The following is a 26043-nucleotide window of genomic DNA, read 5'->3' as shown; positions in this document are numbered from 1 at the left end:
TTCCCGCGCATACGCCGCCCCAACCGGCGGGTAGTTGACGCGTCCAGCACGTACGGGATGTCATCGCTCGTTCGCATGCGTGAAGGTTTGGAGCGCTTGAGCGCTTGTGAATAGTTGCTCGGCGTTGAACAGTTGGCCTACGCTGCGCAGGCCTTGTGAACGTCGCATAAGTGTGCGGTCGCAGGCGGTGGGGAGGGTCGAGCGGACGGGGAGCGGTGGTGACCAGATTCAGGGGCGGGTCTGGGGGTGCGCCGCAGCAACTCCCGGTGCGCCGTGAGAAGTGTGTCTACCGAGGAGTTTGCTGAGTGGCAGGTATGCCCCGCCTGAGCGTCGTCGTGCCCTTCCAGGACGTCGAGATCTACCTCCAGGAGTGCCTGGAATCGATAGCCAGGCAGACGTTCCGCGACCTTGAAGTGATCATGGTCGACGACGGCTCCACCGACTCCTCGACCGCGATCGCCTCGGACTTCGCCCGCAGGGACCCGCGTTTCCGGCTGTTGAGACAGGACGCCATGGGTCCCGGTCACGCCCGGAACGTCGGCATCCGCGCCGCGCACCCCCAGGCCGAGTTCCTCGCCTTCGTCGACGGCGACGACGTCATACCCGAATACGCCTACGAGTTGCTCGTGCAGACCCTCGAGGCCTCCGGCTCCGACTTCGTCTCGGGCAACGTGCAGATGATGAACTCCACCAAGAAGTGGCAGTCGCCGCTGCACAAGGCGCCGATGCGGGCCAGCAAGCGCGGCACGCACATCACCAAGCTGCCCGACCTCATCTACGACCGCACGGTGTGGAACAAGGTGTTCAGGCGGTCCTTCTGGGACTACCACTACATCGCCTTCCCCGAAGGCGTCATGTACGAGGACTCCTGGGTGAACATGTTCGCCCATTTCCGAGCCGCCAAGGTCGACATCCTCACGGACATCGTCTACTTCTGGCGCCGGCGCGAGGGCGGCGCCGCACCCTCCATCACCCAGCGGCACACCGAGTTCAGCAACCTCCAGGACCGTGTCGCCGCCGTGCAGTCGGTCAGCCGCTTCCTCGCCGGGCACCGGGCGCGGTCCTACTCGGACCACAAGCGCAAGTACGACCTCGCCTGCCTGAAGTCGGACTTGATGCTGCACCTGAAGGTACTCCCGGACGCCGACGAGGACTACCGGCAGGCGTTCATGCGGTGGGCGAACGAGTTCCTGGACGAGGCCGACGCCGACATCATCCACGAACTGCCCGCCGACGCACGCGTGAAGTGGCTGCTGGTGCGTGAGGGCAGGCTCAAGGAACTCCTCGACGTCGTCGAGTTCGAGCGCAAGGGCGGGCCCATGCCCGTCCAGCGCCGCTTCCACCGGTACCTCAAGTACCCCTACCTGGGTGACCGGTCGATAGGCCTCGACAAGAGCGCGTACCGGCTGGACAAGGAACTCTCGCTGCACGGCTCGCTGTCCCGCGCTGCGTGGGACGACGCCGACCACCTCGTCCTCGAAGGCTCGGCGTACGTCCGCTTCATCAACGTGCACAAGCGGCACATGTCGATGAAGGCGATCGCGCTCCGCAACAAGAAGCAGGGCCGCGTCGTCGTCGCCAAGGCGAAGACCACGTACTACCCGCAGGCCACCGAGTACTCGAACCAGAACCGCTACTGCTACGACTGGTCCGGGTTCGAGGTCCGCTTCGACGCGACCCGGCTCAAGCGCAAGGGGGAGTGGGTCGAGGGGACCTGGGACGTGGCGGCAGGCGTCCTCAGCCGCGGACTGTTCCGCTACAAGGGGATAGCCCGCGGCGGCGCGGGCAGCGCGGCCAACCCGCCCTACCGGTACGTGGAGAAGAACACCCGCGTCGTACCGCTCTTCCTGCAGGGCAAGCTCAAGCTCCGCGTGGAGCGGGTCCGTTGCCGCATCACACGGCACCGGATCGTCGGCGACCACCTCGAACTCGGCGGTGTCTACCTCGGTCCCCAGCTTCCCGAGTGGGGCAAGTTCCGGGTGACCAGCATGACCGGCGCCGGCCGCCACGACTCGTGGGTCCACTTCAAGCCGGGCGGCGAAGGCTGGTACACCTTCGTCACCCGCATCCCGACCAAGGCGCTCGTCCCCGGACACCGGACGAAGTCCTCCGACGGCGTCCCGGAGAGCTGGAACACCGGAGCCAACGGCTGGAAGACGACCTTCCACGTGGAGGGCCGCAAGGCGGCCATCTACCCGGTCATGGCGGAGGACGCCACCGACGGCCACTACCGGATGCCGGCCGGGCTGCAGACCGAGGGCGGTGACCGCGAGATCTTCGTGCACCGCAACGGCTCCGGCTACGTGGTGCTGTTCGAACGCGACACGCTCCCGCTGGCCAAGTCGGCCACCTGGCGCCAGGACGGCTCCCTCGAGGTCCTCGTCGGCTACGCCGCCCAGGACAGGCTCGACGCCGCCGAGTACGCCATGGCGCACATCGTCGTACGCTCCCGCGCCCACGGTGCCGAACGAGCCGTCCCGATCACCTGGCACGGCGAGGACTTCAGCTTCGTCGTCACGCCCGCCGCGATGCGCACACTGGCCGGCGACATACCGCTCGCCGCCGGCCGCTGGGACTTCTTCCTGCGCCGCCAGGACCCCTCGGCCGTCAGGCCCGAGGACCGCTCCGGCGACCTCATGGTCAAGATGACGCAGGACCTGATACCCACCCTGCCCCGGGACATGAGCAGCAACGAGCGTCGCTACGAACTCCAGTCGGAGGCCTACGACCGGCTCTCGCTCCTGGTCCACTCGGCCATGCCGGACGAGGCCCGCGGTCCCTACCGGCAGAAGCTCATGCGCACCAAGACGTACCCCGAAGCCCGGCGCAAGCCGGTGACCGCCGCCGTGCTCTTCGACGCCTTCAAGGGCACCCAGTACTCCGACAGCCCGCGAGCCCTGCACGAGGAGATGGTCCGCCGCGGCACGGACCTCGAGCACCTGTGGGTGGTGCGCGACGACCAGGTCGCCGTCCCGCCCACCGCCCGTCCCGTCCGCATGTGGTCCCCGGACTGGTACGAGGCCATGGGCCGGGCGAAGTACATAGTCGCCAACAACCACCTCCCCGACTGGTTCCAGAAGCGTGACGGCCAGGTCGTCGTGCAGACCTGGCACGGCACCCCGCTCAAGCGCATCGGCCACGACATCGAGGCCGTGCACTTCGCGGACAAGCGGTACCTGGACCGCGTGGAGAAGGAGGTGCAGAACTGGGACATGCTGGTGTCCCCGAACAGTTTCAGCACCCCGATCCTCAAGCGCGCCTTCCAGTTCCCGGGCGAAATGGTCGAGAGCGGCTACCCGCGCAACGACGTCCTGCGCCGGGCGGACAGCGCCCAGCGGGCGGCGGACGTACGCCGCCGCATCGGCCTGCCGCCGGGCAAGAAGGTCATCATGTACGCGCCGACCTGGCGCGACGACCAGTTCTACGCGCCCGGCAAGTACAAGCTCGACTTCCGCATCGACCTCGACGACGCCAGGGCGCGGCTCGCCCACGACCACGTCCTGCTCGTGCGGCGCCACCCCAACGTCGTGGACCCGGTGCCGGGCGCCGGAGACGGCTTCGTCTTCGACGTGTCCGACTACCCGGACATGGCGGACCTGTCCCTCATCGCCGATGTGATGATCACGGACTACTCCTCCCTCATGTTCGACTTCGTCAACACCGGGCGGCCGATCCTCTTCTTCACCTACGACCTGGACCACTACCGGGACACCCTGCGCGGCTTCTACTTCGACTTCGAGCGGTCCGCGCCGGGTCCGCTGGTGTTCACCTCCCCCGAACTGATCGGGGCGATCCGCAACATCGACCGCATCCAGCACGGCTACGCCGCCCGCTACCGCTGGTTCCAGCAGGAGTTCTGCGACCTCGACGACGGCTACGCCTCGGCCAGGCTGGCCGACCGCATCCTGATCGCCGGCGGAGACCTCGACCCCGCGCGTGCCCAGGCGCCCGCCGTCGGTACCGCCCGCGGGCGCGCGGCGGACCAGGCCGGACGGGCAGCCCAGACGGGTCCCTGGAACGGAGGCACCCTCGGTCAGGTGCCGCGCCAGCCCGTGAGAAGAATGGATTCCGAGCATGTCTAAGGCAGCCCAGAACACACGCCGTATCTTCACCGGCGTGGATTCGTCCGGGGCGGTGCCCATCGAGTACCGGTTCGCCCATGCGCGGGGCGGCAACCGGCACCTGGTCGTCGTCTTCGCCAACTTCACCGCGCCCGGTGAGTACGGCTGGTCGAACGGCGTGCTCGACAAGGTCCGCTCGAACATCCTCTGGATCCGGGACCTGTTCGACGGTGCCAACACCTACTACCTCTGCAAGGGAATGGACTTCTCCCTGGAGCAGTCCGTGGCCGGGCTCATCTCCCGCGTCATGGGCGCGCTGTCCCTGTCGCCCGACCAGGTGACCATGTTCGGCAGCTCCAAGGGCGGCAGCGCCGCCCTCTTCTTCGGACTGAAGTACGGCTTCCGCAACATCGTGGCCAGCGTTCCGCAGTTCCTGATCGGGACGTACGTCAAGGAGGGCATACCCGGCGCGGCCAAGGTGATGATGGGCGAGGTGACGGAGCACAACATCCGCACGCTCGACTCGGTCCTCCCCGACCTCGTGCGCAGTGGGGCGAACCACACCGCCAACGTCTACGTGATCACGTCTCCCCAGGACGAGCAGTACAAGCGGCAGGTCGAACCGTTCATCGGGCTGTTCCAGGGGCGGGAGAACTTCAACCTCGTCTACAACGACTCGCCCCTCATCACCGACCACGGGAAGGTCACGCTGCGCAACCTGCCCACCATCATGGGCCTGTTGAACCTCCTCGTCGACGGGATCACCCCACGCATCGGCATGGTCCGCAACGGCTACGAGCAGCCCGAACGCGACGTCTCCGCCATCGACGCGTTCCTTGCGCAGACCTCCCAGGTGAAGGCCGACGACTCCTTCCCCAAGCCGGTGGTACTGACCCCGGCGCCCGAGGAGCGCGTGCCCGCCAACACGGTCCGGTTCACCGGCACCGCCGCGGGCGCGGTCCGGGTCAGCTTCTGGCAGGACGGCAAGTACCAGGGCGCGGCGCCCGTCGCCGCGGACGGAACCTGGGTCTGGGAACGCGCCAACCCCTGGGCCAAGGGCAGGCACGTCATCAGGCTGTTCGCCGCGGACGCGAACAACTACCAGACCGAGCGCACCGAAGTGGTCTTCACCGCCGTGGAGCACACCGCCGAGCCGCTGCCCGAATACGTACCGGCACCTCCGCCGCCGCCCCGTCCGGCCCAGCGCCTCGTGCTGACGGTGACCGCCCCCGCCGCCCACCAGCAGCTGCCCGGCCCCGTGGTCGGCTTCGCCGGCTACGCCCCCGGCGCCGTCCGCGTGGACTTCCAGGAGGGCGGAGTCGGCCTGGGAACGTGCGACGTGCGCTCGGACGGAAGCTGGGTGTGGGAGCCCGGCTGGGCCTGGAACGAGGGCGACCACTTCGTCGAGGCGATCGCCGTGGACGCGGTCGGCAACGCCTCCCCCTGGACGGCCGTCCCCTTCAGCATGACGAGGAGCGCCTACGGGGCGCCCGCCCAGGGCAACTACTTCAACGCGAGGTACTGACCTCGGGGGTGGCGGAGGCCCCGGAGGGACGCGTCACCCGCATCACCAGGGGCCGGTGGTCCGAGGCCTTGGTGTCCACCACCTCGCAGCCCGTGCGGGACAGCGCGGTGAAGAGGTAGTCGAGCTTCGTGCCGTCCGTGTGGGTGGGGCGACCCTTCCGGGAGCCGCCCTTCTGGTCGCACTCGCGGTACGTCGTGTACGCCTCCGACGGCCAGATCCAGGCGGAGGGGTTCCGCTCGCCCACCGGAGGCGGGGAGTTGAGGTCCCCGCCGACGACCGTACGGTCGTCCGTCGAGGCGGCGGCGAACAGCGAGCCCAGCTGGTCGTCGCGGAAGTCCCAGTCCGGGTGCTCGTTGTCGCTCTCCCGCAGCGAGATGTGCGCGTTGCACACCCGCAGCCCCTGTGCCGGGACGCGGGCGCACAGGATCCCGCGGTGCAGTCCCACCGTCGGCTGCTCGGTCGGGATCACCTCCACGTCCTCGAGCCGGGAAGCGGCCAGCAGCGCGAACCCGGCCTGCCCCCGCCCCTGCCCGGTGCACTGCACGGCGGTACGGGTGCCTGCCGAGTCCACCTCCGCGTACGGCTCGAAGACGGTGTTCCACTCCGGGCCCAGGCGCAGGGCCGAGGACGACAGGTCCTCCGAGCACACCTCCTGGAGAAGCAGCACGCGCACGTCGGAGTTTCCGATCAGGTCGCGCAACTGCTGGAACTTGTCCTTCGGGCTGCCCGTCCGATCACAGCTCCACTGTTGGACCCCACACAGGTTCCAGGTCGCGATGGAGACCTCGTCCGGCTTGGCCGGACCGAGGCCGGCGCCCGCGACCGAGGCCGGCGACTGGGCGGACGTACACGCCACCGCCGTCAACAGGCCGAGCGCCGTCGCCGTACGGCCGAACCGGCGGCGGATCGACCGCCACCCGGCCTCCTTGTGCATCTGCATTCCGACATCATTGGGTATGCGCCGGTCAGCTGCCGAATCGGCCCCGGTCCGACCGTTCCGCAACACCGTCCGGGTCGCGGTCCGGAAGCGGGCCGCCGGGCTCCGGGAGCGTCCGTCAGAGGGTGGACGCGGCCTCCTGGCCGGTGCGGCGGCCGGTCACGACCAGGTCGCCGCCGATCCGGACGAGGCGCAGACCGGTCAGGCGTAGCCGCTGTGGGTACGCGGCACGATCAGGGGCGGCGCGTCCTCGGCGCCACCGGTGGCGAGCAGGAAGTACGCCACCTGGCCGACGCTCAGCGGGAGTGCCGGCGCGGGCGGGGCGTCGAGGGAGTCCAGCGGGAAGTGGTGGCAGCCCGACAGGGCGGTCGTGCAACCGTCGGACGGGGACGGGGTGCCCGGAGCCTCGCGGGTGAACACCCGTCGAAGGAAGGGGCCCGGGCCGCGATCTCCCCGGCCGTCGCGATGTGGTCGAAGCCCCCGTACGTCGAGGGACCGACGTAGCCGACCGACCGGGTGACCCGCACGAGGTGCGAGACGGCGGCCGCGCGGTGGGAGACCGGGCACAGCAGGGGTACGGCGCGGTACGAGGTCCGTACTGCAGGGCCCGGCCGCGCAGCAGGCTGCCCAGCGTGGTGCCGCGACAGTGTCCTGCCGCCCGGTAGCGGTCGGCCAATCCCGCGGGCCGGGGCGTGCACCCGTCGAGCCCGAACGCAATGCGCTTTCCCGACCACGCATTCGGCATGCCCTGGGCGGAAGACCCGACGAACGCCGCTGAGCAGCACGAACGGCTTCGAGGCAGCGCCGACGGCCGTCCTTCAGCCCACCGTCCAGGGCACCCGGCAGGTGCGCGGAGCCGATCCCTCCGGACACAGAGCGGCCAGGGAACCGACTGCGTCCTCGAGGAGGCCACTCGACCCAGGCCAGCGCCTGCTCGTCCGCGTACAGGCCGAGCCTCAGGCGTCGTCGCGTCAACGCGTCCGCGTGACGCGGCGGTGCACTGGGCCGACGAGGTCGCCGCACCTCGGCCGGGCCGGTGACGTCGAGGAGCCCGACGCCGGGGAAGGCGGCGGCACGGACGCCAGATGTGGTCACGCTTCGACGCCCGTCACGTCCAGTGCCTCTCTCGCCAGTCCTATGAACGTGACGTACGCGTCCCGGAAGTCCACATAGGCGGCGTCGTACGCGCGTCTGTGTTCGGGTCCGGCGGCACCGATGAGCGCCTTGAGCCGCGGCTGCACGCGTCGCGCCATCTGCCGCACCCGCTCCGCCGCGTCGGAGACCTCGACGGGGCCGTCGAGCCGGACCTCATGGGTCGCCCTGTTGAGGCTCCCGATGGCCGGACCGATGCGCTCGTACATCTGCGTCAGGACCGCGTCGCCGCTCTCACGGTCAGGGGCCGCATCGGCATCGTTGATGAGCCATGCCACCTCGTTGAACGAGTGCGCGCAGGCCATCAGCTCCCGATAGGCGGACCGGCGCCGGTCGCGCTGCTCGCGGAGGGCCTCTGCCAGAGCGGTGGTCCGGGCTTGTGCCAGCGCCGCCCGCGAGGTCGCCCGTGCGGTGATGTAGCTGGCTCCGAGTGCTGTCAGGGCGGTGAGGATGCCGACCCACAGTCCGCTGTTCGTCATGATCGATGAGTCTGCCAGCCTGCGGTGGCGTCGCGACAGGACGGAAACCGACCACGCCCGGTGGTTTCGGCACCGCGGCTTCTCGAAGTCGGCGCCCCCGCGCTACGTCCGGCCGGTGCGGGTGGCGGGTGACGGGTGGCGCCGACGGTGGACGACGCCCGGCCTGCCGCTGGGCACTGCCGGCCGGGGGCCCCCGACCGCCGCCTGCACCGGCTGACCCCGCCGGGTGAAGTCCCCCCGTCCTCTCGGGCACCGCGCGTGCTGCCTCATCCGGTCCCCTCGCCGAGCACTCCGCACCGAGAGGGCTTTACCAGCCGTTCTACGGAAGGTGACGGCTCGTGACACGGCTGGGCCGGCGGCGAGCCGAACCAGGTTCGCGAGGGAGAGTGGCGAAGACCGTGCGGTCCTCCCGGCGGGCGGAGCCGCGTCAGGCCGCAGCTCCGCACGCGCCTGGCCGCACCTCTGCACGGGTCCAGCCGCGGCTCCCGCGCCCGGATCGCCGTCGGCGTCCGACCTCCCGGCGCGGGTGACAGAGCGGCCCCGGACCATTCCGCAAGGCTGTTCGGTGCGGCCGGCTCCGCCTCGCGCCACCGATCATGCGGCCGAGGTCAGGAGAACGCTGCCCCTGCGCGTACCGGCGCAGGGCAGGCCCGGTCTGCTTGACCGAATACCACCCCATTGGGCAGCTGGCCGAATGTGGAGCCGCTGTGTTGTCGATGAATCGGGGTCGGGACATGATCACTTCTCGCAGGACCTGACCATCCATTCGGGCATCGGTCCGGGGCAGTGAAATCCCTTCCGGTTGCGGTCTCTTGGCGTTGCCGGGCGGGCCGAGGTAAAGCGGGAGCCGGGGACATGTCGGCTTCGGCGGCTCTTCTCTGTCACCGCGCAGACACTTCGCGCTGCTTCATGACACTTTGCAGTGAAAGGAATTCCAGGCTTTCATGTACAAACGTTCAGGGTTCCTCGCCCTCACTACGGCGGGCGTCTTTCTGTTCACCGCTGGTCTCACGCCGTCCGTCGGCCAGGCAGCCGGCGGTACCGGCGAAGGGAAGGGCTCCTACGCCGACCGGAACGGCCTGTCGGCGGATGACATCAGACTCATCAACGCGCTGAACGAGGAGGCCCTGGACCTGGGCCGGCCGGACAAGACCCCCGGCGACGACCTGCCGAGCGCCACCGAATCCCTCAGGGCCTCCGCTGCCGCCGGCGACAGGGTGACGCCGCCCGCCGAGCCACTGGAGCGCATGCCCGACGCGTACCGCGCCCATGGAGGCAGGGCCACTACCGGCATCAGCAACTACATACGCAAGTGGCAGCAGGTGTACAGCCACCGCGACGGGCGAGTGCAGCAGATGACCGAACAGCAGCGGGAGCAGCTGTCCTACGGGTGCGTCGGCGTCACCTGGGTCAATTCAGGTCTCTACCCGACGAACAAGCTGGCCTTTGCGTCCTTCGACGAGGAGAAGCACAGGCGTGCTCTGGAGAACACCAGCCCCCGGCCGGGCGAGACGCGGGCGGAATTCGAGGGGCGCATCGCCAAGGAAAGCTTTGACGAGGCAAAGGGATTCGACCGGGCTCGAGATGTGGCATCCGTCATGAACCAGGCCCTGGAAAGCGCACATGACGAGAGTACCTACGTGAGCAACCTCAAGACGGAGCTCGCAAAGAAAGGCGACGCTCTCGCCGCCGAAGACAGCCGTTCACACTTCTACTCGGCCCTGAGGAACACCCCGTCCTTCAAGGACTGGAACGGGGGCAACCACGACCCCTCCAAAATGAAGGCGGTCATCTACTCGAAACACTTCTGGAGCGGGCAGGATCCCAGGAGCCCCTCTGACAGGCGGAAGTACGGCGACCCCGACGCCTTCCGCCCCAACCAGAACACAGGCCTCGTCGACATGTCGAAGGACCGGAACACTTCACGCAGTCCCGCGAAGCCCGGCGAAAGCTATGTCAACTTCGACTACGGCTGGTTCGGGGACCAGAAGGAAACAAACCCGGACGACACCATATGGACCCACGCCAACCACTACCACTCGCCGGACGGCGGCATGGGACCCATGCAGGTGTATGAGAGCAAGTTCCGCAGCTGGTCCTCCGGATACACGGACTTCGACCGCGGAACCTACGTCATCACTTTCATACCCAAGCACTGGAACACCGCACCCGCCAAGGTGAAGCAGGGCTGGCCGTAACAACTCGCCCTCCACGAAGGCGATTCCGCGCAGCTGACGCCGGACGGAGCGGGGGCGGCTCCTCGGGCGGGTCGAACGGCAGTCCGCCGCGCCGGCCGCGGGGTGGCCCGCGCGGCACTCGGCCGGTGGCTCGACACAGTGCGGCGGCAGGCCCCGACCTGTCCGCCCGCCCGGATCGCCGACGGCCGGATCCGGGCGAGCGTTTGATCGGCCTCGGCCGCTCCTGCCGGTTCCCCTTCCGGGAACCGGCAGGGGCGCTCCCGTTCCGGCGCCTGCTCCGGATGGACCGGCCGACGATGGCCGCAGCCTGCTCCGGGCGCCCTGCCCGCGTCCGCCGAGGTGTTCCCGTACGGTCTCCGCGACGCCGGCGCGCCCGCCGGCGCCGGCCGGCCTGCCGCGTGGGGAAGCCCTGGAACTCGGGGTGGTCCAGTGCGGGGCTCAGGCCGACGGCCGTCCGGGACGGGCGATACCGGGCTGCCGGCCGCCGCCGCCACGCACCACGGCGTGCGTGGGGCACGGCCGCCGCGATCTCCCCTGGCCGCGAGACACGGCCTGCTCCCCCCGTACGCGCCCGCGGAGCCCTGCCGGCACGACCGGCAGGACACCGCCTGACAAGTCACTACTAGGGTGGCGGGGTGACGAACGAGGGCGTGGGCATGAGCGAAGACGACCGGGTGCTGTACGGGTGCATGGGCCTGGGCGGGAGCTGGGATCCGCGGCCGTACGGGCCCGGCGACATCGATGCCGCCGAGGCGGCCGTCGAGGCCGCTCTCGACAGCGGGATCACCGTCTTCGACCACGCCGACATCTACCGGCACGGCAAGTCCGAGGCCGTCTTCGGCGAGGTCCTCGCGCGGACGCCCGGACTGCGCGACCGCATCACGCTCCAGACCAAGTGCGGGATCCGGCTCGGCGACGAGGACCGCCCGGGCATGTACGACCTGCGCGGGGAGACCGTTGTGCGACGCGTGGAGGAGAGCCTCGTCCGGCTGCGGACCGACGTGATCGACGTTTTGCTGCTGCACCGCCCCGACCCCCTGGCGGACGTGGACTCCATCGCCTCGGCGCTGACCTCCCTGCACCGGCAGGGCCTCGTACGCCACTTCGGCGTGTCCAACATGGGCGCCGCCCAGATCGCCCACCTCCAGGCTCGGCTGGCACAGCCGCTCGTGGCCAACCAGCTGGAGATGAGCCTGCACAGCCGCGACTGGGTGGAGGCCGGGGTCCTGCTCAACACCCCCGCTTCCACAGCCAACGGCTTCCCGTTCGGCACCCTGGAACACTGCCGCGACCACGGCATCCGCCTCCAGGCCTGGGGCGCGCTGGCCCAGGGCCGCTTCACCGGCCGTCAGCAGACGCCGGCCGAGCGGGCCACCGCCGAGCTGCTGGCCGAGCTGGCCCGGCGCAAGGGCACGACGCCCGAAACCATCCTGCTGTGGTGGCTGATCCGGCACCCGTCGCGGATCGCACCGGTCATCGGCACCACCCGCCCCGACCGGATCCGCGCCTGCCGCGACGCTGCCCGGCGCGAACCCGACCTCACGCACGAGGAGTGGTACGAGCTCTGGGTCACGGCCCGCGGCGTCCCCCTGCCGTAGGGCCGGAGTACCGGCAAGCCGGAGTCAGCGTAAGGGGGTTGGCCCCACGGCGGACCGACCGGTCTGCCGGATGTGGCCCCGGCGCGTGCGCGACGAGGCTTGCGCCATGACGACCTACCCGAAGAAGGCCCTGCTCCTCGCCCTCGCCGCGACCACCGTTGCGGCGGGCCTCACGGCGACCGCCGCCCCGGCCGTCGCCCGGTCCGCCGCCACCGCGATCCCGCGGCTCGACTGGCAGCCCTGCGCCCGACCCGGCGGACCCGCCGCCCAGGAGTGCGCGGTCCTGCCCGTCCCGCTCCACTACGACGACCCCGACGGTCGGCAGATCCACGTCGCCGTGTCCCGCGTCCTCACCGACCGCCCCGCGGCCCGCCGCGGCACGCTCGTCGTCCTCCCCGGCGGCCCGGGCGGATCCGGGGTGCAGCGCCTGGCACAGAAGGGCGCCGCACTCCAGCGGGAGTTGGCCGGCGCCTACGACCTGGTCGCCTTCGACCCGCGCGGGGTGGGCGCCAGCACCACCGCGAGCTGCGGACTCCCGTCCGAGGGCCGGTACCTGACCACCCTGCGGTCCTGGCCGGGGCCGGACGGGCAGATCACGGAGAACACCGCCCGCTCCCGCCGCACCGCCGAGGCCTGCGCCCGCAACGGGGGCCCCGAACTGCGCAGTTTCACCACCGCAAACCAGGTCCGGGACCTGGACCGCCTCCGCGAGGCCCTCGGCGAGCGCAGACTTTCCGCCTGGGGGACCTCGTACGGGGCGTACGTGGCGGCCGGGTATGCGCAGAAGTACCCGCGGCGCACCGACCGCTGGGTCCTCGACAGCACGGGCGACCCCGACCCGCAGCGGGTCGCCCGCGGCTGGCTGGCGAACATGTCGCGCGGCGCCGACGAGCGCTTCCCCGACTTCGCAGCCTGGGCAGCCCACCCCGACCGGGACCGGGACGGCCTGCGCCTGGCCGCACGGCCCGGGGAGGTCGAACCGCTGGTCGTCGCGCTCGCGACCCGGCTCGACCGGGAGCCGCGCCCGTCGGCCACGCCCGGCGTGCCCCTGACCGGCAACGGGCTGCGCCAGGCCCTCCAGAACGCCCTCTACGGCGACGCCGCCTTCCCCGGCTTCGCCCGACTCGTCAAGGCCGCCCAGGACCCGTCGGGAACCCCCGCGCTCCCGCCCGAGCTCGCGCAGCCCCTCCGGGACGAGGACGCCGCCGTCACGGTCGGCGTCATCTGCAACGACGTGGCCTGGCCGCACACGTCCGCGGCCGCCTACCGGGCGGAGGTGCGGCAGGACCGGGCCCGGTACCCGCTCACGGCCGGCATGCCCGTCAACGTGCTGCCCTGCTCCTTCTGGAAGACCGCCCCCGAGGAGGCGCCCACCCGCATCACCGACGACGGGCCGTCCAACATCCTCATGCTCCAGAGCCGCCGGGATCCGGCGACGCCGCTGTTCGGAGCCCTGAAGATGCGCGAGGCCCTCGGCGACCGAGCCCGCATGGTGACCGTCGAGCAGGGCGGGCACGGGCTCTACCTCGGCAACGGCAACGCGTGCGGCGACCGGGCCGTGACCGTCTTCCTCACCACAGGCCGGCGCCCCGTCCGGGACACCTACTGCGCGAACTGAGCACGCTGCCGCCCGCGGGCGGGCACCGGTACGGCGCCACGACGGCGCGACCGTCGAGCCGCCACCCCTCGGCATCCCGGGCCCGCTCCGGCCGTCATCGCGGCGACGCAGCGCAACCCGTACGACGTCGTTCCGCTCCGGGGTGACGGCCGCTCGGGCCGTCCGCAGCCGGGAGGGCACCGGGTGCCCTGTCGCTGCAAGGGCCCTTGCCGGTGTGACGGCCGTTCGGTGCTGCTCCCCGTTGCCGCTCCCACGAGGCCAGGTCACCCAATCTCCATCCGTACTTGTGGGTACTGCGGCCGAATGGCGCCGGATTTGATAGTTCTGGACAGGTCCGGTGTTGGAAACCTGCGGGAAGGACTGGGCATGTTCGATCTCCTACGCCCGGAAACCGTCATGTGTCCGTTCTGCAAGGCCACCGCCGCCGACGGGGTGGTGCGCACGCTGCGGACGGGGGCGGGCTCCCTCTCGGTGACCTGGCACGCCCTGAACTGCCCGCACTACGCGGCCGACCGGATCCTCGCCGAGAAGGAGGGCTGAGGGCCCGCACCCGGGCGGCGTCACACCGCCGTGCCGGTCTCCGCACCGCTCGGCTCGGCCTCCCGCGCGGCCCGGCGGCGCAGCGCGTCCTCGTCGGTGTCCGCGTCGTACGAGATCAGCTTCGGCAGCAGCGCGGCGAGCACCGCCACCGAGGCCACACAGGCCAGACCGCCGCTCCAGAAGGCCGGCCGGGTCCCGGTCCAGCCGGCCGCGGTGCCCGCCCGGACCTGGCCGAGCTGCGGGCCCACGCTGTACGAGAGCACCTCGATGCCCGCGAGCCGGCCGCGCAGCTCCTCGGGGATCGTCTGGTTCCAGATCGTGGCGCGGGCCAGCCCGCTCAGCATGTCGCCGACACCCGCCACGGCGAGGCAGGCCAGCACCAGCCAGATGCCGGGCGCCACGCCGGCCGCTGCGATCGCCAGGCCCCACACCGTCGCACCGGCCACGACCAGCAGCCCGTGCCGGCGCACGCGGGACACCCAGCCGCTGGTCAGCCCCAGCAGCATCGAGCCCACAGCCCCCGCCGCGTACATCAGACCCAGCGCCCACACCGCGTCCAGCTCGTCCGCGAGAAACGGGAAGATCGTGTTCGGGAAGGCGAAGCACATCGCCGCCAGGTCCACGGCGTACGTCCCCAGCAGCACGGGCCGGCTCCAGGCATAGCGGGCGCCTTCGGCGATCCCGCGCAGCGACGGACGCTCGGCGCCCTCGACGGGCGGAGCCGGGTTCAGCCGCGAGCAGAGCACAACGGAGCCGAGGAAGCCCGCCACGGTGACGGCATAGGCCGAGGCGTGACCGGCGTAGGCGACGACCAGGCCGGCCAGCGCCGGGCCGAGGATCGCGCCGAACTGGTAGCGCAGCCCGTTCAGCGCGGCCGCGGCGGTCAGCTGGTCGTGCGGCACGATCCGCGCCATCAGCGAGTCCAGCGCCGGCCGCTGCAGCCCGGCCAGCGCCGACACGCCCGCCGCGACCACGTACAGCGGCCACAGCAGCGGATCCGGCAGCAGTGCGTTCACCAGCAGCACCAGGGCCAGCACCCCGAGCGCCGCCTCGGTCAGCAGGATCATCCGCCGCCGGTCGACCGCGTCCGCCAGCGCGCCGCCGTACAGCCCGAAGACCACCAGCGGGACCAGCTCCACCGCGCCCATCGCACCGACGGCCAGCGGCGAGTCCGTCAGGTGTTTGATCTGCAGCGGCAGCGCGATCATCGCCATGAAGGAGCCGAAGTACGTCACGGTGCCCTGGTAGAAGAGCAGCCGGAAGTCACGGCTGGAACGCCATGGGGCGAGGTCGGGCAGTACGGCGGCCCATCGGGAAGTGCTCACGGGAGGCCATCGTGCGCGGCCGCCCCCGACCCCGGCAAAGGGTTTTATCCGGGCCCGTGCCGGATCCCCGCCGGGCCCGTGCCGGACCCGTGCCGGATCCCCGCCGGGCCCTGCCGGGAATCCGCCCCGCCGCCCGCCACCTGCCCCGGACGGGCGAATCAGGGGCGCGGCGCGTGGCGCCGGGGGCCCGCCGTGGCACCCATGGACCATGCCGCCGGTGTCACCGTTCCTGCGTACGGCCGCGTCGTACGCCTGGCGCCTGCTGGTCGTCGGCGCCGCCGTCTACGTCGTCTTCGCCCTGCTCGGCCGCTTCCACGAGATCGCCGTCGCGGTCTTCCTCGGCCTCGTGGTCACCGCGCTGCTGTGGGTGCCGACCCGGCATCTGGCCCGGGCGGTGCCCCGGACGATTGCCGTCGCACTCACCCTCATGGGCAGCGCCCTGCTCCTGCTGGGCGTGCTGACACTGGTCGGCGAGGCGGTGGCGGGGGAGAGCACCACCCTGGCCCGGGAGTTCCGCGAGGGACTGGCCAGCATCGAGGCGTGGCTCGAGAAGCCGCCCTTCCGGCTGAACCCGGAGGCGCTCTCCGACGTCGAGTCCCGGGTCGGCGAGTACCTCTCCAGCCACCGCTCCACGGTGCTGAGCCAGGCGGTCAGCGGAGCGGGGCGGCTCGTCCACGTCCTGACCGTGCTCGCCCTCGCGGTCTTCTGCTCGTTCTTCTTCCTCCACGGCGGCGACCGGCAGTGGGCGTGGTTCTGCGAGCAGCTGCCCGAGACGGCGCGGGAGCGCGCGACGACCGCCGGGCGCGCGGGCTGGCGCACCTTCACCGGGTACACCCACGGGATCGTCGTGGTCGCGGCGACGAACGCGGTCCTTGTCGGGCTGGCCCTGTACTTCCTCGGGGTCCCGCTGGCCGTCCCGCTGGCGCTCCTGGAGTTCTTCGCGGCCTTCATCCCCCTCATCGGGTCGCCGGTCGCCCTGGCGGTCGCCGCCGTCGTCGCCCTCGCCGCGAAGGGGCCGCTGGTCGCCGGGATCGTCGTCGCCCTGATCGTGGTCATCGGACAGATCGAGGGGCACCTGCTGCATCCGCTGGTGATGAGCCGGGCGGTCCGCCTCCACCCGCTCGTCGTGGCGATCTCGGTGGTAGCGGGCGCGATCGCCGCCGGCGTGGTCGGCGCCGTGGTAGCGGTCCCGCTGGTCTCCGTCGTCTGGTCGGTCCACTCCGCCCTGCGCGAGGCCCGGCGCACGGCGGGCGGGTGACCGCGCCGGTCGCTTCCTGCACAATCGCCTGATGAGCGATGAAGACCCCTACCTGTGGCTGGAAGACGTATCCGGCGAGGACGCCCTCGCCTGGGTCCGGGAGCGCAACGCCGAGACAGTGGACGCGCTGACCGGCGACCCCGGCTTCAAGGTGCTCGAGCAGGAGATGCGCGAGGTCCTGGACGACGACGGCCGGATCCCCCACGTCGTCCGGCGCGGCCGCCACCTCTACAACTTCTGGCAGGACGCCGACCACGTCCGAGGCCTGTGGCGGCGCACCACGCTCGAGGAGTACCGCACGGACCGCCCGGCCTGGGAGGTGCTCCTGGACCTCGACGCGCTGGCCGAGGCCGAAGGGGAGAAGTGGGCCTGGGCCGGCAGCAGGGTCCTGGCCCCCGAGCACCGGCACGCGCTGGTCCTGCTCTCACGGGACGGCGCCGACGCCTGCGTCGTGCGCGAGTTCGACCTGGAGACCCTGGAGTTCGTCACGGACGGGTTCGCGGTCGCCGAGGCGAAGACCCGGATCGGATGGATCGACCACGACCGGGTCTGGATCGGCACGGACTTCGGTGCCGGCTCGATGTCCACGTCCGGCTACCCGCTCCACGTGCGCCGCTGGCGCCGCGGCACGCCCCTCGAAGAAGCCGAGCTCGTCTACGAGGGACGCCCCGGCGACCTGTCCGCGTCCGGATGGCACGACGACACCCCCGGCTTCGAGCGGGACTTCGTCCACCGCCAGATCGACTTCTGGAACCAGGAGCTGTTCCTCCTGCCCGAGGACGCCTCCGGCCCGCCCGTGAAGATCGACGTACCGGACGACGCGACCGCCTCCGTCCACCGGGAGTGGCTGACCGTCACCACCAAGACGCCGTGGCTCGGCCACCCCGCGGGCAGCCTGCTCGCCTTCGACTTCGCCGCGTTCCTGGCGGGGGCGCGGCAGGCCGAAGTGCTGTTCACACCGGACGAGCGCACCGCGCTCGCCGGATACAACTGGACCCGCAACCACCTGATCCTCGGCACCCGGGCCGACGTCTCCTCCAGCCTGGAGCTGCTCACCCCCGGCGCCGGCGGCTGGCACCGGGCACCGCTGCCGGGCGTACCGCAGCTGTCCACCGCCTCGGTCACCTGCACCGACCCGGACGTGGGCGACGAGTACTTCCACATCGTCACCGGCTTCCTCCAGCCCTCCACCCTCTACCGGGGCACGGCGGGCGGCGAGGACGAGAGCGAGCCCGTCAAGCAGAGCCCGGCGCTCTTCGACACCGCCGGTCTCACCGTGAGCCAGTTCTTCGCGACCTCCGCCGACGGCACCCGCGTCCCCTACTTCGTCGTCGGCCCCGAGGAGCGGTCCGGCCCCGGCCCCACCCTGCTCTACGGGTACGGCGGCTTCGAGATCTCCATGGTCCCCTCGTACAGCGCGGTCACCGGCCGCGCGTGGCTCGCGCGCGGCGGCACCTACGTCGTCGCCGGCATCCGGGGCGGGCACGAGTACGGGCCCGCCTGGCACCGGGCGGCGCTCGGCGCGAACCGGATCCGGGCGTACGAGGACTTCGCCGCCGTGGCCCGGGACCTCGTCGCCCGGGACATCACCACCCCGGCCCAGCTGGGCATCGAGGGCGGCAGCAACGGCGGACTCCTCATGGGCGCGATGCTCACCCGCGAGCCGGAGCTGTTCGGCGCGGTCGTCGCGCACGTGCCGCTGCTGGACATGCTCCGTTTCCACAAACTGCTCGCCGGGGCCAGTTGGATCGCCGAGTACGGCGACCCCGACGACCCGGCGGACCGGCCCCACCTCGAGGGCATCTCCCCGTACCACCGGATCCGGACGGACGGGCCCGCGTACCCGCCGCTGCTCCTGCTGACCTCGACCCGCGACGACCGCGTCCACCCGGGGCACGCCCGCAAGATGGCCGCCCGGCTGCGCGAGGCCGGTCATCCCGTGTTCTTCCACGAGCACCTCGGCGGCGGCCACGCGGGCGCCACCGACCACCGGCAGACGGCCTTCAACGAGGCCCTCGTCCACACCTTCCTGTGGGAGCGCCTGACCCCGGCGAACTGAGCGGGAGGCCGGGGGCGCACACCCGCGCGCCCGGCCCGTCGCCACCCGGGGACCCAGCGCCGCGGAAGCGGCGCCGGCCGAGGCCCGCCCGGGGGAGGAGGGTCTCGGCGCTGAGACCGGCGAGTCGGACCCCGACTCGATCGGCTCGCGCCGGCGGGCCCTCGCACCGAAGCGCCTTCCGGCGCAGGAACACAAACGCCCGGGGAACGCCCCCGGAACACCGGATGGCGGCAAAACGGCGTCCCGGGGCCCCACGCAGACATCCGTTCGGGGGATTCGGGACGCCTGACGGACGCGGAAGCCGGCTGCGTGCTCCACGATCGGCGGGTGCAACCCCGGAGGGAGGACCCCATGAGCACCCCGTTCGCGTCCGCCGCCCCCTACTACGCCCGCTACCGCCCCCCGTACCCGCGGGAGTTCCACAGCCTGCTCGCGGACCGCTTCGCGCTCGACGGCTCCCAGACCGTGCTGGACCTCGGCGCCGGCCCCGGCACGCTCGGCCTGCCCCTGGCCTCCCTCGCCGACCACGTGTACGCCGTCGATCCGGAGCCGGCGATGCTCGCCGAGGGCACACGGCTCGCCGAGGAACGCGGCATCGCGAACATCTCGTGGCTGCGCGGCGACGACGCCCGACTCACCCGGCTGTGCCTGCCCCGGATCGACCTGTGCGTCATCGGCGGGGCCTTCCGCCGCATGGACCGCGGGCGGGTCCTGGCCGACCTGGACGAGGTGCTCGCGCCCCGGGGCGGGGTCGCCGTCGTCGAGTACCTGCACCGGGTCGGCGGTCCGCGGCCGGCCTGGCTTAGCGTGGTCGAGGAGGTACGCGAACGCTTCCTCGGACCCGCCCGGCACGGGGGACCCGGCCGGGACGACCCGGACCACCGGGACCACCGCGACGACCGGGACGACCGGGACCACCGCGACGACCGGGATTGCGGCGACGACCGGGAGGATCCGGGCGACATCCTCGCGAAGTCACCGCTCTCCCGGGTCGAGACACACCGGTGGGACCAGCCCGTCCGGCACACCGTGGACGAGGTGGTCGGCCTCCAGCTCTCCTTCCCCTCGTCCTGCCCCGCCGTACTGGGCGACCGCACGGCCGCCTTCGAGACGGAGCTGCGCCGTGCCCTCCTGGACCACGACCCCCGCGGAACGTACGCCCGGACCCTCCGCATCGGGGCCGCCGTCGCCACCAGACCGCGGCGCTGAGCCGGGATCCGGTCGCGGGGCGGCCGGAATCAACCCCCGAGCGCAGCGAGGAGTTCGCGCTCCCGGCCGGTGCTCAGGCCGGCCCGGCGGGAGCGGTCCAGGCCCTCGGCCCGCTCCCACTCCAGGAGGTCCGCGAGCATCTCCGCCCGCGGTCGGTGCCGCAGCCCGGCCGCGCGCGCCGCGGCTCCGCTGCGGGCGCTGAAGCCCGCCCACTGCGGGTCCGGCATCCACATGGCCAGCGACTCCGGCCCCATGAACGGCGCGACCTCCCGGTCCAGGAGCCACTGCGGGTCCGCCTCGGCGACGTCCCCCGTGTGGCCGCCCACGCGGCGCGAGAGCTCGACCCACTCGTCGAACGGCACGAGGGGCCCCACGGCGTCGAAGGTCCCGACCGTGCCCTCCTGCGCGAGGTCCAGCATCCAGCACGCGAGGTCGCGTACGTCCACCACCTGCGTCGGCAGGCCGGGGGAGTGCGGTACGAGCATGGGCTGGTCCACCGTGCGCGCTGCGCGGGCCACCCAGTACCCCGAGCGCCCGGAGTGGTCGCCAGGGCCGCCGATCAGGCCCGCCCGGGCGACGACGAGACGGTCGCCGACCGCCGCGCGCACGGCAGCCTCGCAGGCGACCTTGGCCTCCCCGTACTCTTCCCGCCCCACGTACTGCTGCTCGGTGGGCGCCAGGAGTGCGGCCGACTCGTCGGCGCCGACCGCACTGTGGTCGGCGTAGGCGCTGACGGACGAGACGTACGTCCAGTGCCGGGCCCGCTCCGCGAGCGCCACGAGCGCGTCGCGGACGAACGCCGGCTGCCAGGACACCTCCAGCACGGCGTCCCAGTCGCGGTCCAGGAGACCCTCATAGGCCGACCGGTCCTTCCGGTCCGCCGTCACCAGCCGCGCACCGGGGGCGACTTCACCGCTCTCGCCGCGCGCCAGGCACGTCACGCCGTGTCCGCGCTCCACCGCCTGCCGTGTGATCTCACGACCCAGCCACGCGGTCCCGCCCAATATCAGGAGATCCATCCGTCCACCCCAGCACACCGCTGGTGCGACCGCGACCCCGGTTCGCGGTCGGCGAAGGACGGGGGTTCCCGGGCCTCACAGGTCGCGCCGCATGCACACGCGAGGCCACCGGTCCAGGCCGTGGGCCGCCTCCCGCGCGCGGATCTCCCGCAGGCCGGGATTGAGCGCGTCCTCGCCGAGCGGGCGGAAACCGCAGCGCACGTAGTACGGGGCGTTCCACGGGACCTCGGTGAAGGTGGTCAGCGTCAGCGCGTGCACGCCCTCGCCCACCGCGACCGCCGCCAGGTGCTCCAGCAGGGACCGTCCGATGCCCCGGCGGGCGTGGCCCGGGTGCACGGACACCTGCTCGACGTGGAGGCTGCCCTCGACGCGCTCGGCGATCAGGTAGGCGACGGGGGCGTCGGCCCCGTCCACCGCCGCCCAGGCGAGGCCCGCCCTGCGGTAGGAGGCGAGTTCGGCGAGCGACAGCGGTTCGTCGTCGGCGATCTCCGGCATGCCGATGTCCCGGAAGCAGCGCCCGGCTGCCCTCTCGATGTCCTGGAGAGCGGTCAGTTCGTCCGGATGTACCACGCGTACGGGCATGGGGGCATTGTCCGCACGGAGCCGCCCGGCGTCACGCGGGTTTCCGCGGACCCGCCCGGACCGCGGCGGGTGTGCTCCGTACGAGTTCACTTCCGGTGCCCGTTCGGCCCCAGAGCCGAGCGCATGATCATCAGGTTGGCTCCCCATCGGTTTGATACGCCTATGCCACGAATGCGACGAACACGACCGATCAAGGCATGGGGCGCGGTGGCTGCGGTGACGGGGGCCATGCTGGTCGTCGCCGCAGCGCCCGGCCGGACCCCCGATGCGCACACCGCGGACCCGGCCCCGAACGGTCGCCCGGGACAAGCGGCGGTCACCCTCCTGGTGGGGAGAGTGCTGGAAGGAGCCCACGGGGCAGGTGAAGGGCGGTGTGCTGCCCGGCTGTTCCGGCGCGGGCTCTGCGACGGCTGGCAGGAGCAACGGGTGCGGGCCACCGCTCGCGGCAGGGGATCCGTACTCGAGGAGCCCGCCGTCGCCGACGCCGCCTGGGCGGAGGGGCTGCCCACCGACGCCGGCGGGCCCCTGGAGATCACTCTCACCGAACCGGGCCGCATCACGGACGTGACCGTGCGCGACGGGCACGGCCGCCACCTCTCCGGTGAACTCGGCCCGCACGGCGACCGCTGGCTGAACACCGAGTCGCTGCGGGCGGGGGAGACGTACACCGTGCAGGTCGGCGCGCAGGACGCGGCCGGCAGCCCGGTCGGCGTGACCATGGCCTTCCGGACCGCGCCGCCCGCGGACGGGGGCCGGCTCACGGTCGAGTTCGGGCCGGGCCCCGGGACGTACGGCGCCGGGGAGATCGTGACGGCCGCCCTGAGCCGGCCCGTCCCCGCCGGCGACCCCGTGGCGCGCGCCCGGCTGGAGCAGGCGCTGGAGGTGACCTCGGAGCCGCACGTCGAGGGCGCCTGGCACTGGGTCGACGCCTCGACCCTGCACTACCGGCCCCGCACGTACTGGCCCGCGCACACCGTGGTCCGCGTCCGCAGCGGACTCGACGGGGTCGAGGTCGGCGACCACGCCTACGGCGGCCCCTCCGAGGACCTGCAGTTCACCATCGGCGACCGGATCGAGGCCGTCACCGACTCCGCCACCCACCGGATGACCGTACGCCGCAACGGACGCGTCATCAGGACGATCCCGGTCACCACCGGCAAGGAGGGGTTCAGGACCCGCAGCGGCATCAAGGTCGTCCTGCGCAAGGAGTCCAAGGTGCGCATGCGCGGCGACACCGTCGGCATCAAGCGCGGCACCAAGGAGTTCTACGACCTGCCCGTCTCCTACGCGACCCGGGTGACCTGGAGCGGCGAGTACATCCACGCCGCGCCGTGGTCGGTCGAGGCGCAGGGCGAGGAGAACGTCAGCCACGGCTGTACGGGCATGAGCACCGAGAACGCCGCCTGGTTCTTCGAAACGGTTCGCGAGGGCGACATCGTGGAGGTGGTCAACAGCGGCGGGGAGAAGATGGCCCCCTTCGGCAACGGCTTCGGCGACTGGAACGTCGACTGGCGCAGTTGGCTGGCCGGCAGCGCGCTGGCCAACGTGGACGCGACCCCGCCCACTTCACCGCTCACGCCGTCCCGCCTGCACCCCACCACCTGACCGGGACACCCGGGACCCGGCCCGGCATCCTGGCCTAGGATCACCGCATGATCAGAGGAGTGATGTTCGACTTCTCCGGCACGCTGCTGCGCATCGAGTCGACCGAGGAGTGGCTCGGCGCGGGCCTGGCGGCAGCCGGCATCCGGCTGTCCGACGAGGAGTTCCGCGAGACAGCGGGGCGTCTGACGGAGTACGGCGCTCTGCCCGGTGGCGGCGCGCCCCGGCGGATCCCCGCACACCTCGAAGCCCTCTGGCCCGAACGGGACGTGAGCGCCGGTCAGCACCGGGCGGCGTACGGCGGCCTGGCGCTGGCGGCCGGCCTGCCTGCGCCGGAGCTGGCCGAGGCGCTCTACGACCGCCACATGAGTGCGGCCGCCTGGCGGCCCTACCCGGACACCGCGCCGACGCTGCGCGAGCTGCGGCGACGGGGCGTCCCCGTGGCCGTCGTGAGCAACATCGGATGGGACCTGCGGCCGATCTTCCGCAGGCACGGCCTGGACGAGCTGGTCGACGTGTACGTGCTCTCCTACGAGCTCGGCGTCCAGAAGCCCGACCCGCTGATCTTCCGGACCGCCTGCGACGCCCTCGGCCTGCCGCCCGCCGAGGTGCTGATGGTCGGCGACGACCGCACCGCGGACGGCGGCGCCGCGGCGCTCGGCTGCCCGGTGCACTTCGTCGACCACCTGCCGGCCGACCGGCGGCCGCACGGCCTCACACCCCTTCTGGAGCTGCTGGGGTAGCCGCCGGGTCCGGGCCGACGCCGACGGTTCCACCGGGAGGTACGCGGCCCGTCGCAGAACTCGCAGCCGAAGTCGTCCTCACCCGCTGGGGCCGCCCCTGTCAGGCCGATGGCGGGGGAGGGCCCTGTGTGAGGATCCGGGCCGCGGCGAACTCCTCGCGCCAGGCCTCATCGGCCAGCTCCAGGTAGCCGTACGCGTCCTCGCCGACCGGGATCCGCAGGGGCGTGGGGCCCTCCGCCGCGACGATGCCCAGGACGTGCGCGGCGAAGTCCTCGGGGCGCCCGGTCCCCGGGTTGTCCGCGAGGCCCCGCGCGCCCTCGAGCATCTCGCGGTTGGTCACGTCGTAGGCCGCGATCCGCCGGTGGGCCTCCGTCATGGACGTGCCGTAGCGCGTGGCGAACATGCCCGGCTCGATCACCGTGACGCGGATGCCGTGCGGGGCGCCCTCGACGGCCAGGGCCTGGCTCATGCCCTCCAGCGCGTGCTTGCCGGCGACGTAGGCGCCCAGACCCGGGAACGCCATGCGGCCGCCGACGGAGGAGACGTTGACGATGTGACCGTGCCCCTGGGCCCGCATCAGCGGCAGCACGAGGCGGGCGAGCCGCCACGGCCCCACCACCAGGGTCTCCAACTGGTCGCGCAGCTCGGCGTCCGACACCTCCTCGACCGCGCCGAACAGCCCGACGCCCGCATTGTTGACGAGCACGTCGATGGCTCCCATACGGTCAGCGGCGCGACGCACGGCCTCCTCGCAGGAGGCGGCGTCCCGCAGTTCGAGCGGGATCGGCACGATGCGGCCCGGCCAGGCCGCCGCGAGGTCCTCCAGGTCGGCGGTCTTGCGTGCGGTGACCGCCAGTTCGTCCCCGGCCCGCGCCGCGGCGGTGGCCAGCGCATGTCCCAGGCCCGAGGAGCATCCCGTGACCAGCCAGCGTCGTCCCATCGTTCCCCCGTGACGTTGCATCGCTTTCGGACTGTGGTGCCGACCGTCATGGTCCCGGCGAGCGGGCGAACGGTCACCACTCCCGCAGGGGCGTGCGGAGGTGCGCAGGCGTACGTACGGGCACGCGGCGCGCCCCGCCCACCGCCGGCCACTGTCCGGCGTCAGCCCGCGGCTTCGTTCACGTCAAGCGGCTCCGGCCCCGCGCTCCGGCGGGGGGCGGGGCGCAGCGGAGCCCGCCGTGGGCGGCGGCCTGCCCGTGCTCGCGCACCGTCCAGCAGCTCTCGTGAAGCGAACCCACCACCCCCCGACCACCCCTCGTCCGCGAGGCGCACGGCCGGCGTGGCGAGAGGACGGACAGCATCTCCTAGGCTGCCCCCGTACCCGGTGGGCGGAGAGAAGGGCGTCAGCAACATGTCGGAGGGCGGACGGGAGAAGCTGCCCGAGGCGCAGCGCGAGCACTGGCAGCAGACCTATGGTGAGCATCCCCGGATGTACGGCGAGGAGCCGTCCGCGCCGGCCGTGCACGCCGCCGCGGTGTTCCGGGCCGCCGGTGCGCGCGAGGTGCTCGAGCTGGGCGCCGGGCACGGGCGCGACGCCCTGTACTTCGCCCGCGAGGGCTTCTCCGTGCTGGCCACCGACTTCAGCCCGGCGGGACTGGAGCAACTGCGCGCGGCCGGCGCCGCGCAGCAGGTGGCAGAGCGGATCACCACGGCCGTCCACGACGTGCGCGAGCCGCTTCCCCGTGCGGACGCTTCGGTGGACGCGGTGTTCGCGCACATGCTGCTGTGCATGGCCCTCTCCACCGAGGAGATCCGCAGCCTGGTCGCGGAGGTCCGCCGTGTGCTCCGGCCGGGCGGCGCCTTCGTCTACACCGTTCGCCACACCGCGGACGCGCACTACCGGGCCGGTACCGGGCACGGGGACGACATCTGGGAGCACGGCGGCTTCGCCGTCCACTTCTTCTCCCGGGACCTGGTCGATGCGCTGGCCGAAGGCTGGAGCCTTGAGGAGGTCCACGCGTTCGAGGAGGGCGGCCTCCCGCGCAGGCTGTGGCGCATCACCCAGACCGTCCCCGTGTGATCACCCTGCGCCCGGCGCGCTCCGTGTACGTGACCGTGCGGTCCCGCATGTCGCGCGGCGGCCGCCCCCGGCCCGGGAAGGGGGACGGCTCCGACGGAGCCGCCCCCCTGGCACAGGG

At 72.2% G+C, this 26043-nt stretch carries 19 protein-coding genes; 12 read left to right on the top strand and 7 right to left on the bottom strand.

The window, feature by feature from the left end; genetic code table 11:
- Positions 1-314 precede the first annotated feature (314 nt).
- The gene (locus tag ACZ6JS_RS23990; protein ID WP_469301051.1) at positions 315-4082 is read left to right on the top strand and encodes a bifunctional glycosyltransferase/CDP-glycerol:glycerophosphate glycerophosphotransferase; all 3768 of its coding nucleotides are present in this window, start codon (positions 315-317) and stop codon (positions 4080-4082) included.
- Positions 4075-5586: an Ig-like domain-containing protein gene (locus ACZ6JS_RS23985; RefSeq protein ID WP_469300765.1), complete on the top strand. Its 1512-nt coding sequence runs from the start codon at positions 4075-4077 to the stop codon at positions 5584-5586. The genes ACZ6JS_RS23990 and ACZ6JS_RS23985 overlap by 8 nt, the downstream gene beginning before the upstream one ends.
- Here ACZ6JS_RS23985 and ACZ6JS_RS23980 read toward each other — a convergent pair.
- From ACZ6JS_RS23980 to ACZ6JS_RS23970, 3 genes are all read right to left on the bottom strand, one after another.
- Entirely contained in the window at positions 5570-6526 is a 957-nt protein-coding gene (locus ACZ6JS_RS23980) for an endonuclease/exonuclease/phosphatase family protein (protein ID WP_469300763.1), read from the bottom strand. The genes ACZ6JS_RS23985 and ACZ6JS_RS23980 overlap by 17 nt on opposite strands.
- A 198-nt stretch (positions 6527-6724) precedes the next feature.
- Entirely contained in the window at positions 6725-6943 is a 219-nt protein-coding gene (locus ACZ6JS_RS23975; RefSeq protein WP_469300761.1) for a hypothetical protein, read from the bottom strand.
- A 671-nt stretch (positions 6944-7614) separates the two neighbouring features.
- Positions 7615-8154, bottom strand: a complete 540-nt coding sequence (locus ACZ6JS_RS23970) for a hypothetical protein (RefSeq protein WP_469300759.1) — start codon at positions 8152-8154, stop codon at positions 7615-7617.
- Between the two features lie 944 nt (positions 8155-9098).
- Here ACZ6JS_RS23970 and ACZ6JS_RS23965 point away from each other — a divergent pair.
- From ACZ6JS_RS23965 to ACZ6JS_RS23950, 4 genes are all read left to right on the top strand, one after another.
- Positions 9099-10352, top strand: a complete 1254-nt coding sequence (locus tag ACZ6JS_RS23965) for a protein-glutamine gamma-glutamyltransferase (RefSeq protein ID WP_469300757.1) — start codon at positions 9099-9101, stop codon at positions 10350-10352.
- Positions 10353-11008: 656 nt separating this feature from the next.
- Complete coding sequence (locus ACZ6JS_RS23960; RefSeq protein ID WP_469300755.1) at positions 11009-11950, top strand: aldo/keto reductase; 942 nt, start codon at positions 11009-11011, stop codon at positions 11948-11950.
- A 106-nt stretch (positions 11951-12056) separates the two neighbouring features.
- Positions 12057-13568 (top strand): alpha/beta hydrolase, encoded by a 1512-nt coding sequence (locus ACZ6JS_RS23955; protein ID WP_469300753.1) that lies wholly within the window; start codon positions 12057-12059, stop codon positions 13566-13568.
- Positions 13569-13934: 366 nt separating this feature from the next.
- Complete coding sequence (locus tag ACZ6JS_RS23950) at positions 13935-14108, top strand: hypothetical protein (RefSeq protein WP_329105831.1); 174 nt, start codon at positions 13935-13937, stop codon at positions 14106-14108.
- 20 nt (positions 14109-14128) lie between these two features.
- Here the strand turns inward: ACZ6JS_RS23950 and ACZ6JS_RS23945 are convergent, their stop codons facing one another.
- Positions 14129-15433 (bottom strand): MFS transporter, encoded by a 1305-nt coding sequence (locus ACZ6JS_RS23945; RefSeq protein WP_469300752.1) that lies wholly within the window; start codon positions 15431-15433, stop codon positions 14129-14131.
- Positions 15434-15641: 208 nt separating this feature from the next.
- On the opposite strand from ACZ6JS_RS23945, the gene ACZ6JS_RS23940 reads away from it, so the two are divergent.
- The 3 genes from ACZ6JS_RS23940 to ACZ6JS_RS23930 all read left to right on the top strand — a co-directional run bounded on the left by ACZ6JS_RS23940 (position 15642) and on the right by ACZ6JS_RS23930 (position 19959).
- The gene (locus ACZ6JS_RS23940) at positions 15642-16691 is read left to right on the top strand and encodes an AI-2E family transporter (RefSeq protein ID WP_469300750.1); all 1050 of its coding nucleotides are present in this window, start codon (positions 15642-15644) and stop codon (positions 16689-16691) included.
- Positions 16692-16722: 31 nt separating this feature from the next.
- A complete protein-coding gene (locus tag ACZ6JS_RS23935; protein WP_469300749.1) occupies positions 16723-18750 on the top strand; it encodes a prolyl oligopeptidase family serine peptidase in 2028 nt (675 codons plus the stop codon).
- A 351-nt stretch (positions 18751-19101) separates the two neighbouring features.
- The gene (locus ACZ6JS_RS23930) at positions 19102-19959 is read left to right on the top strand and encodes a class I SAM-dependent methyltransferase (RefSeq protein WP_469300747.1); all 858 of its coding nucleotides are present in this window, start codon (positions 19102-19104) and stop codon (positions 19957-19959) included.
- A 29-nt stretch (positions 19960-19988) separates the two neighbouring features.
- Here the strand turns inward: ACZ6JS_RS23930 and ACZ6JS_RS23925 are convergent, their stop codons facing one another.
- Entirely contained in the window at positions 19989-20978 is a 990-nt protein-coding gene (locus ACZ6JS_RS23925) for an NAD-dependent epimerase/dehydratase family protein (RefSeq protein WP_469300746.1), read from the bottom strand.
- Positions 20979-21053: 75 nt separating this feature from the next.
- On the bottom strand, positions 21054-21560 hold the full coding sequence (locus tag ACZ6JS_RS23920) for a GNAT family N-acetyltransferase (RefSeq protein WP_469300744.1): 507 nt from the start codon (positions 21558-21560) through the stop codon (positions 21054-21056).
- Between the two features lie 426 nt (positions 21561-21986).
- On the opposite strand from ACZ6JS_RS23920, the gene ACZ6JS_RS23915 reads away from it, so the two are divergent.
- Positions 21987-23165: a L,D-transpeptidase gene (locus ACZ6JS_RS23915; protein ID WP_469300742.1), complete on the top strand. Its 1179-nt coding sequence runs from the start codon at positions 21987-21989 to the stop codon at positions 23163-23165.
- Between the two features lie 47 nt (positions 23166-23212).
- Positions 23213-23905 (top strand): HAD family hydrolase, encoded by a 693-nt coding sequence (locus ACZ6JS_RS23910; protein ID WP_469300740.1) that lies wholly within the window; start codon positions 23213-23215, stop codon positions 23903-23905.
- A 100-nt stretch (positions 23906-24005) separates the two neighbouring features.
- Here ACZ6JS_RS23910 and ACZ6JS_RS23905 read toward each other — a convergent pair whose 3' ends face one another.
- Positions 24006-24845 carry an SDR family oxidoreductase gene (locus ACZ6JS_RS23905; protein WP_469300738.1) on the bottom strand — a complete coding sequence of 280 codons (840 nt, stop codon included), beginning with the start codon at positions 24843-24845 and terminating at the stop codon, positions 24006-24008.
- 411 nt (positions 24846-25256) lie between these two features.
- Here ACZ6JS_RS23905 and ACZ6JS_RS23900 point away from each other — a divergent pair, with 411 nt between their 5' ends.
- Positions 25257-25925 carry a class I SAM-dependent methyltransferase gene (locus ACZ6JS_RS23900; protein WP_469301049.1) on the top strand — a complete coding sequence of 223 codons (669 nt, stop codon included), beginning with the start codon at positions 25257-25259 and terminating at the stop codon, positions 25923-25925.
- Positions 25926-26043 lie beyond the last annotated feature (118 nt).

Source organism: Streptomyces sp. NPDC046349 (assembly GCF_055587885.1).
The sequence above is the reverse complement of the archived record's forward strand: the minus strand, read 5'-3'. Positions and strand labels throughout refer to the sequence as shown.

Coding starts and splice junctions, on each gene's coding strand:
- ACZ6JS_RS23925 (WP_469300746.1), bottom strand. CDS start 20,978: ATGGATCTCCTGATATTGGGCGGGACCGCGTGGCTGGGTCGTGAGATC.
- ACZ6JS_RS23970 (WP_469300759.1), bottom strand. CDS start 8,154: ATGACGAACAGCGGACTGTGGGTCGGCATCCTCACCGCCCTGACAGCA.
- ACZ6JS_RS23910 (WP_469300740.1), top strand. CDS start 23,213: ATGATCAGAGGAGTGATGTTCGACTTCTCCGGCACGCTGCTGCGCATC.
- ACZ6JS_RS23900 (WP_469301049.1), top strand. CDS start 25,257: ATGTCGGAGGGCGGACGGGAGAAGCTGCCCGAGGCGCAGCGCGAGCAC.
- ACZ6JS_RS23940 (WP_469300750.1), top strand. CDS start 15,642: ATGCCGCCGGTGTCACCGTTCCTGCGTACGGCCGCGTCGTACGCCTGG.
- ACZ6JS_RS23955 (WP_469300753.1), top strand. CDS start 12,057: ATGACGACCTACCCGAAGAAGGCCCTGCTCCTCGCCCTCGCCGCGACC.
- ACZ6JS_RS23905 (WP_469300738.1), bottom strand. CDS start 24,845: ATGGGACGACGCTGGCTGGTCACGGGATGCTCCTCGGGCCTGGGACAT.
- ACZ6JS_RS23960 (WP_469300755.1), top strand. CDS start 11,009: ATGAGCGAAGACGACCGGGTGCTGTACGGGTGCATGGGCCTGGGCGGG.
- ACZ6JS_RS23935 (WP_469300749.1), top strand. CDS start 16,723: ATGAGCGATGAAGACCCCTACCTGTGGCTGGAAGACGTATCCGGCGAG.
- ACZ6JS_RS23930 (WP_469300747.1), top strand. CDS start 19,102: ATGAGCACCCCGTTCGCGTCCGCCGCCCCCTACTACGCCCGCTACCGC.
- ACZ6JS_RS23980 (WP_469300763.1), bottom strand. CDS start 6,526: ATGCAGATGCACAAGGAGGCCGGGTGGCGGTCGATCCGCCGCCGGTTC.
- ACZ6JS_RS23985 (WP_469300765.1), top strand. CDS start 4,075: ATGTCTAAGGCAGCCCAGAACACACGCCGTATCTTCACCGGCGTGGAT.
- ACZ6JS_RS23950 (WP_329105831.1), top strand. CDS start 13,935: ATGTTCGATCTCCTACGCCCGGAAACCGTCATGTGTCCGTTCTGCAAG.
- ACZ6JS_RS23990 (WP_469301051.1), top strand. CDS start 315: ATGCCCCGCCTGAGCGTCGTCGTGCCCTTCCAGGACGTCGAGATCTAC.
- ACZ6JS_RS23965 (WP_469300757.1), top strand. CDS start 9,099: ATGTACAAACGTTCAGGGTTCCTCGCCCTCACTACGGCGGGCGTCTTT.
- ACZ6JS_RS23920 (WP_469300744.1), bottom strand. CDS start 21,560: ATGCCCGTACGCGTGGTACATCCGGACGAACTGACCGCTCTCCAGGAC.